This is a genomic window from Anaerohalosphaeraceae bacterium (assembly GCA_035378985.1).
In the GTDB taxonomy this organism is placed as follows: Bacteria; Planctomycetota; Phycisphaerae; order Sedimentisphaerales; family Anaerohalosphaeraceae; genus JAHDQI01.
The window spans coordinates 41,396-49,301 of record DAOSUR010000018.1 but is presented as its reverse complement, the minus strand read 5'-3'; the positions used below and the strand labels follow the sequence as shown (position 1 = coordinate 49,301).

Annotated in this window: 5 protein-coding genes; 1 reads left to right on the top strand and 4 read right to left on the bottom strand. The window is 57.2% G+C overall.

Annotated elements, in window-relative coordinates; translation table 11 throughout:
- Positions 1 to 84: 84 nt before the first annotated feature.
- The 4 genes from cas2 to priA all read right to left on the bottom strand — a co-directional run bounded on the left by cas2 (position 85) and on the right by priA (position 6,969).
- On the bottom strand, positions 85 to 390 hold the full coding sequence (gene cas2 / locus PKY88_11485; GenBank protein ID HOQ05825.1) for a CRISPR-associated endonuclease Cas2: 306 nt from the start codon (positions 388 to 390) through the stop codon (positions 85 to 87).
- A gap of 16 nt (positions 391 to 406) precedes the next feature.
- Positions 407 to 1,303: a type II CRISPR-associated endonuclease Cas1 gene (gene cas1 / locus PKY88_11480; GenBank protein HOQ05824.1), complete on the bottom strand. Its 897-nt coding sequence runs from the start codon at positions 1,301 to 1,303 to the stop codon at positions 407 to 409.
- 47 nt (positions 1,304 to 1,350) lie between these two features.
- Positions 1,351 to 4,341 carry a type II CRISPR RNA-guided endonuclease Cas9 gene (cas9, locus tag PKY88_11475; GenBank protein HOQ05823.1) on the bottom strand — a complete coding sequence of 997 codons (2,991 nt, stop codon included), beginning with the start codon at positions 4,339 to 4,341 and terminating at the stop codon, positions 1,351 to 1,353.
- A 264-nt stretch (positions 4,342 to 4,605) separates the two neighbouring features.
- Positions 4,606 to 6,969, bottom strand: coding sequence for a primosomal protein N' (gene priA, locus PKY88_11470; GenBank protein ID HOQ05822.1), 2,364 nt, complete (start codon positions 6,967 to 6,969; stop codon positions 4,606 to 4,608).
- A 100-nt stretch (positions 6,970 to 7,069) separates the two neighbouring features.
- Between priA and PKY88_11465 the strand changes: the two genes are divergently transcribed.
- Positions 7,070 to 7,807 carry a sulfite exporter TauE/SafE family protein gene (locus PKY88_11465; GenBank protein HOQ05821.1) on the top strand — a complete coding sequence of 246 codons (738 nt, stop codon included), beginning with the start codon at positions 7,070 to 7,072 and terminating at the stop codon, positions 7,805 to 7,807.
- Positions 7,808 to 7,906: the final 99 nt, after the last annotated feature.

Below are 7,906 nucleotides of genomic sequence, written 5' to 3'. Positions count from 1 at the left end.
GTTGTGGCTTGCTCTCAGGCATAGGTCAGTTACAATAGTCCATTTGTAACCGCCTGCAGGGCAAGGATTTGCGAGAAAAACAGGTTAAAATAATTCGAGCTGAGCGGGGGCCGGAGGGGTGGGTTTGCGCAGTTTTCCCCAAAAAATCTGCATCCGTTCGAACTGCTTGTCGGTGATAATAAGGAGCCGCACCTCCCCATCGGGAGGCAGGAAGGACTGAACCCGTTTTGCGTGAACCTGGGCATTTTCTTTACTGGCACAGTGCCGAATATATACGGAATATTGTATCATCGTAAACCCATCCTGTACAAGGTTTTTCCGAAAATCGGCATAATCTTTTCGCGCCTTTTTCGTATCAACCGGCAGGTCGAACATCGCCAGAATCCACATGGCTCTGTATCCTGTTTCAACCATAAACGGGCAAATCCAATAACTTCTGTTCTCCGGCAAAGCATCGGGCCAGAGAGGCGGCAGTGCGGTGAAGGGCGACCATCAGGGGACCTTTAAAGCCGCCGACCGTGACGGAGCGGTAAAGAACTTCCAGAAGCGCAGCCTTGGTTTCTTTGGTCAGCTCGCCGTCGGAGGGACCGGAGCGGGTGTACAGCTCCCGAACCCTTTCTTCAACAAAACCGCGGAAGGGCTCGATGAGGTCATCGGCCAAGGCAAAGGCGTTGTATCGATTGCGGTGATGAATGCCGAGGGTCGGCAGCAGCCCTGCACTGCACAGGGCCCGGGCGACGGCGGAACGCAGGACAATGTAGCCGTAGTTGAGCAGGTGATTGGGCGGAGGACCTTCGCGGTGCCGGCGAAAGGAGGGGTCCTGCAGAAAGGCGGGCCAGAACTTAGCGGAGGCCTGGGCCTCCACATTTTCGGGGTCGCCGGAGCGGACGCGTCGGCGGAGGGCCATCAGGGCCCGATACGTCTGTTTGTCCGTGCGGACCAGATGAGCCTGATGGGCAATTTTGGCCCGGACAATCTGCTTCCAGAGGCGTTTTTTGAGGGATTCGCCGGCGGCAATCTGGTCCCGAAAGCGCTCGGCCTGAACGGCGTTGGACTCGAGGGGCAGAAGGAGTCCGGCGGGCAGGTGTTTGCCGCTGCAGACGACTACGGCGGCCCCCTGCTCGAGGAGAACGGTCAGGACGGAATGGGTATAGGTGACGGCGGGATGGTCGATCAGCAGAATGCCGACGTCCTCACAGGGGATTTGGCCTTTGACCTGTCCGTCCTGCCGGATAAACAGCTGTCCCTGATGGACCGATAAAAACGTCCCTGCCGTGGAGCATTCGACAACCCGTTTAATCACAACACAGCCCTCGCGGTTCTGCGAGGACTGTATCGGCCGGAAAAAATTTAGTCTTTAGCAGGAAAGATTCGCCCAATTGGGTCCACTGTCACTTTATAGCCGTTTAAGGTATTAGGGCTTTTTCTTTGAATCAGCGGTGGTTTATCCGAGTCCTGCAGTTTTCCTCCAAACGTATGCGGACGTAAAATAATTCTTTCATTTTGGTCGATTTTCTGTACGCGATGCAAGACGTGTTTTCCGTCATCCAATTCGAGCATAAAGGATTCGTTTCTGGACAGGGAGCAGACAAATTTTCCGCCGTCGCCATAATCGCGGCAGATGACCGGTTCTTTTCGGCGGCTTCGCTGGACGGCCTCAAACATCGAGACAACTCGGCCCTGCCGTTTTGTTCGGCCTTTGGCGTCGGTGTATTCGAAGATTTCGATATGGTGGTTGCTGCCGGGTGCAACATAGCGATAGGGTCTGCCGTCTTTGTCCTTGATGGGAATCAGGTTGTTAAAGACATCGCGGATTCGGACGGATCTGATTTGAGGGCCGGGCTGTCCGGATTTGGTTTTCATTCGGAGCGGCTCTTTCCAGACCTCTTTGGTGATTTTGCCGTCGCCGCCGGGCTTGAGGCCGAACTGTTCGAGCCGCTCAACAACAATCTGGCGAACCACAGGGTCTACGATCTTGGGAACCATCGCCAACGTGAGGCCGTCGAGCGGCTTGCGATAAACATAAATATCCTGCCCCTTGTCATCCTTAAGTCCGGTTGGGCCGTAGGAGGTTTCCTCATGGAGCGGCCCGGAAACTTTGCGGGTGACGCGGTGAGAGACATTGATTCGGCTGACAACCTCCTGAAGCTGCTGGCGGAACCCTTCCCAGGGAGGAGCAAACCGAACCGCCGCCTGACCGGCGGGAACGTACCTGCTGCGGGCCAAGTCCCGCAGGTGCCGGTTTTCCGTGACGGCTACCACAGCGGCATCGATGGCATGATGGCGAAGGTCATCTCGCTTCTTTTCGCCCAGCTCCGAATCATCGAGAATGGAGTTCAGTCCCCACTGATGGCGCAGTTCCGCCGTGACCTGACCTCGTGTGCCCTGCACGGTACAGCCGAGAACCCTGAGATACTCTTCTGCTTTGCGGCTGATGTATCGGGTATCGTTCAGCTGGCGCTGGATGAAATTGTCCAGTTCGACCTCCTTCTGCCAGAACCGCCGCCGCTTGGGATAAGGCAGTTTGGCAATCCGATGAAGGATTTGTTCAAACTGTTCGGTTTCCCCGTAAAATTCATAGGGAGTTCTGTCGCCCTTTCGCCGGTTTTCATCGACCGCGCAGAGGGTTTTGTTCATAAAACTGTCATCGAGAGTGCGGGAGTACGGCAGGATGTGTTCGACCTGAAATTCAGGATGGGGACCGAAAAGGGCGTTCTGGCTGATGGGTCTTCCGGTATAGGGACAGACTTGCCCGCATTCCTGCCAGAGCTTGTATTTAATGATATCATCGCGGGAAGGACTCAGAATGCCCATCCGCATGAGTTCTTCCCGGGCTTTCTTGTTTTCTTCTTCATTCTGCCGCTGGCGAAGCTGGATTTCCTCGCGTTCCCGTTTTGTGCCTTTGAGCTCGCGGGCCATTTCCAGTTTGATTTTTTGGGGTTTGCCGTACACGCGAACGAGGGCATTAACCACCTTGCGGACCTCCCAAAGTGCCCGGTTGACAATGGGGTTGCGGAGGTCTTCGGGAAATGGCAGCTGATCTGCGGTTTGAACAGGCCGCCGACCCTGCGGTGAGCCATAGACGGCTTGGATTGCTTCATGAGTGAGCAGGCCTTTTTCCATGTGCGGCAGGAGTTTCCGGACAGCCAAACGGGAAAAACTCATATACTTCTGCGGCAGCGGAACCTCGAGGATTTTCTGGGCCTGCTCTTGGGTAAAACCGTACCGCTCCATCAGTTTTTCCACAACTTCTTCGTCCTGAAGAGCATCATCCAAAAGCAAATCATTGATTTCGATCAGGTCCTGTTCCGCAAGCTGTTCAAACAGTTTTTTGCCGAGGGACTTGCGGAGGTGTGCGTTAAATTCATCTCCCTGGATGGATTCCTTTTTCTGGTCCTTTGGACCCTCCTCCAGATTAAAGGTTTGCGTTTCCAGGAGACCTAATTTTTTCCGGAGCGTATCAAACTTCACTTTTTCGCTGCTCAGCAGTTCCTGCAGGACGATTTGTCTCTGGGTTTCATTGAGTTTGACATCTGTTCCGTCCGGATTGTGAATTTCCAGATTATTGAGAGTCTGGAGGATACGGAATCGCCTCGCATACCAATCAGCTTTGGGACAACGTTTCTCATTCGGCTCCAGCTCGCAGTTGCCGATAAGCTCATCGGATGGTTTTAAGGGCCGCTGGTAAAAAATCGTCCGGTCTTTAATTTCTGTTTTCAAAGTATCCGTCAAAACGGCTTGATAATAACAAGACTGTGTCTGCCAGACTTTCTCAAACTCATCTTCATACATGGCCCGAAATGTGTAACGGCCGCGGATGCGCTGTTCATGAGGATTCAGTTTTGCAAAAAATTCTCCAAGTGTACGGCAGCCGCTCTCAACAATTTGTTTTTGCAGTTCCGATGCAGATTTGGCAACAATCCCTTCTTCTTTCTTTTTTTCCGACTTTCGATTGCTCCAAAAACCCCGACGCTGGCTAAAGTGATAAAGAACACGACCGATTTCATAGGGTTCCAGCTTCTCATCCAGTCCTTTGGCCCGCAGATAGTAAGGGTCTTTTTGAAAAAGAATCTGCTGTTCAGCCGGATTTTGCGGCAGCAATCCGCTGCGGACCAGCAGACGAAACAATTTATCCTTTCGATAATTTCTCCTTTTGCGAGTTCGCCGGGCACTGCGGGCGGCACGGCGGGCCGCATTTTTGGAAACTTCCGCTCCTTTGGTATCTCGATCGACTCCTTCCTGGAACACTCGGACACCGGCGTTGATGACAAGCTCCTTTTCGGGATTTAAGACAGCCCAGCCGACACTGTTAGAACCGATATCAAGACCTAATGTGTACATAAATCCTCCTGCTAATAATGTTAAAAAATTTGATTGACAATATTAATGTATCTTTCATACAATATCAATGTTGTAACTGACCTATGCCTGCGAGCTTGTCATAACAAGAAAACCCTTACGGGTTTTCGCAGGCACTGCCCCAGCGGCCGTGCAAGCGGCCTCTGGGGCAAACCTTTTTTAAATCCTTGTGAACTCAGCGGTTGCGACACATTTCAGACAATCTGAATTGCTCCGCGAAAATTGAATGGGGATTTTGGGGCAGGTTTACAGAACGCAGACGGGGTCGATGTCGATTTGGATTTGGACGGACGGGCGGACCGGAGCGGCGTCGCGGAAACGCGCAAACAAATGCTGAATCGTCTGCGGCTGCTGAGCCTGGACAATCAGGTGCATTCGGTGCTGTCCGCCGATGCGGCTGATGGGCGCCTCCATCGGCCCTCGAAGGAGAATCGGCAGTTTCTCGCGGTCGATAATCTGCTCCAGCCGTGCATTGACGGCTTTGGCGGCGGCGGTGAGCCGTTCATAGCGGCCGTCGCGCATCAGCACCATCGCCATCCGCCACACCGGCGGCAGATGACAGGCCCGCCGGTGCTTCATTTCCTCCTGAACGAACCCCTCCCAGTCGTATCGGCAGGCAAAGTCGATGGCGGGCTGGCCGGGCAGAAAGGTCTGGATGAGCACGCGTCCGCCTTTTTCGCTGCGCCCGGCGCGGCCGGCCGCCTGGCAAATCAGCTGAAACGTCCGCTCGTTGGCGCGAAAATCCGGCAGCGACAGCGCGGTATCGGCACTGACAATCCCTACCAGCGTCACGTTGGGAAAGTGCAGGCCCTTGGCGAGCATCTGCGTGCCGACCAGAATATCAATGCGCCCGGCGGCGAAATCCTCCAGCAGGCCGTAATAATCCCGGCCCGCCATGGCATCGCTGTCGATGCGGCGCAGGCGGGCCTGCGGCAGTTTGTGCTGCACCTCTTCCTCGAGCCGCTGGGCCCCCAGCCCGATCATCGTCATCGCCTGCCCGCAAAGCGGACAGGCCTTCGGCACGAGCGTCTTGGCCAGGCAGTAATGGCAAATCGCAAAGCCGCCCGTCATATGAGGGCCTAAAACCGTGTCCGCCGTCCCTTCCCGATGCGGCCGTTTGTGATAGGTGAGCGTCACATCGCAGTTGCGGCAGTGCAGCGTATGGCGGCAGGAGGGACAGTAAATGAAATGGCTGTAGCCGCGGCGGTTGAGCAGCAGAATCGCCTGCTCACCGCGCTGGAGCACTTCGTGCAGGGCTTCTTCCAGCGCCGGGCTGAGCAGCTGGGGCTGGCGGACCGCTCTGCCCTCGAAGGCCGTCAGCATATTAATAACGTCCATCTTCGGCATCGGCAGATTGCGCACGCGCCGAGCCATCACAATCCGCGTGTAGCTGGAGCGGGTCTGACAGTTGTGCAGGGTCTCCAGCGACGGCGTCGCCGAGCCCAGCAGACACACCGCCCCGGCCAGCTGCGCCCGCTTGATTGCCGCATCGCGCCCGTGATAGCGCGGCACCATATCCTGCTTGTAGCTTGCTTCGTGCTCCTCATCAACGACAATCAGTCCCAGCCGCTGCAGTGGAGCAAAGACCGCCGAGCGGGCCCCGATCACTACATCCGCCTGCCCGCGGCGAATCGCCTGCCACTGTGCATTCCGCTGCGGCCCCGACAGGCCCGAATGCATCACCGCCAGCCGCTGAAACCGCGTCCCGAACCGCTGGACCGTCTGGGCCGTCAGGGCAATCTCCGGCAGCATCACAATTGCCTGCCGACCCAATGAGACGGCCTTCTCAATCGCCCGGATATAGACCTCCGTCTTGCCGCTGTCGGTTACGCCGTGCAGCAGTGTTACGGCGAACTGCCCCGCGTGCAGCTGCTGCTCCAGATGGGTCAGCGCCCGCTGCTGGTCTTCCGTGAGCACAATGGCCTCCGCCTGCTCCCGCAGTCCCTCCGGCACCATCGGCAGCGGCCGCACGCCGTATCGAACCGCACAGGCCGCCGCACCGCTGCGCAGCAGTTTCTTCAGCGGCCCCTCCGTGCAGCCTGCCCGCTCCAGAAGCGTGGTTTTCTCGATGGCCGTCTCCTCGCTGACAGCCCCCGCCTCCTGCAAAAGCCGGACGAGGGCCCGCTGCGGCCCGCTGCCAAGTTTCGAGTCGGCCGGCAGCTCGCCTGTCAGATACACCCGCACTTCCTTGCGGACGCCTGCTTCTTTTTTGACGGCCGCCGGCACCATCGCCGCCAGCACCTGCCCCAGCGGACAGACGTAATAGGCACTCAGCCACCGGGCCAGCTCCATCAGCTGCTCATCCAGCAGCGGTTCTTCATCGAGAATCTCCCGAACCGTTTTCAAGTCAAAGGCCCGCGCCTTCTGCCGTTCGGAATCGGCTCCGGCATCGGCGGGCTCGACCTCCACGACAAACGCCTCCAGAAGCCGATTGGTGCGTCCGAAGGGCACACGCACCCGCTGGCCCGGCCGCACAGGGCCCAGTCCGCTGGGCAGCAGATAGTCAAACAGCGCATCGGCGCCGGTATTGAAGGCCGCACGAATAACCCGGCCGTCCGCCGGCTTCGTCGGCCCACTGCCGAACAAACTGTCGATGGTTCTGCGTCCCATGTCCGTTAATGTAGCATCAAAACCCCGAAAAAGATAGAGTCCCCCTGCCTTTGTGTTTATACTGCTTTCCTTCAGAACAAAAACTGTCAGGAAAACAAGAATGGAACTGAATATTACACCGGCAGGTTGGGGGATTTTGGCTCTTTGCGGGGTGCTGGTGGGGCTGTCCAAGACAGCGCTTCCGGGCGCGGGGATTCTGGCGGTACCGCTGGCGGCGATGGCGGTGCCCGCGCGGGCCTCGGTCGGTCTGCTGCTGCCGCTGCTGATTTTTGCTGATTTGTTTGCGGCGGCGTATTACCGCCGACAGGCCCAGTGGTCTTGTCTGCTGCGGCTGCTGCCGGCGGCGCTGCTGGGCATTGCGGCAGGGTTTGTCCTGATGCAGCATCTGGATGACCGACGGCTGGCGCCGCTGATTGGAGTTGTGGTTCTCGCGATGCTGACGCTGAAGGCCCGCGGCTTTTCTTCCAACGGCAACAGGCCGCCGTCCGGCCGTCTGTTTGCGTATGCGATGGGATTTGCCGCGGGGGTAACGACGCTTCTGGCCAATGCGGCGGGCCCTGTGATGACGCTGTACCTGCTTTCGATGAAGCTGGACAAGGACAAGTTTGTCGGCACTTCCGCGTGGTTCTTTTTTGTGGTCAACTGGCTCAAAGTGCCGTTTCTGTGGCATCTGGGACTGATAACGCCGCAATCCCTGCCGGCGGATGTGTATGTTTTTCCCGCCGTTGCGCTCGGGGCGGTCGGGGGCATTATCCTGCTGCGGCATATTCCGCAGCGGCTGTTCGAAATCCTCACCGTAGTGCTGGCTGCCGCTGCGGCTGTGAAGCTGCTTTTCTGACTTGGAGGATGTGCAGAGCTGCTGACAAGCAGGAGGCGAAAGCCAGGAAAAATGAGAGCCGGACTTTTTTCCACGGGCTGGCGCCCGTGGCTATCCCAT

Bases quoted from the DNA above. Each gene is read 5' to 3' on its own strand.
- cas9 (HOQ05823.1), bottom strand. From the start codon at position 4,341: ATGTACACATTAGGTCTTGATATCGGTTCTAACAGTGTCGGCTGGGCT.
- PKY88_11465 (HOQ05821.1), top strand. From the start codon at position 7,070: ATGGAACTGAATATTACACCGGCAGGTTGGGGGATTTTGGCTCTTTGC.
- cas2 (HOQ05825.1), bottom strand. From the start codon at position 390: ATGTGGATTCTGGCGATGTTCGACCTGCCGGTTGATACGAAAAAGGCG.
- priA (HOQ05822.1), bottom strand. From the start codon at position 6,969: ATGGGACGCAGAACCATCGACAGTTTGTTCGGCAGTGGGCCGACGAAG.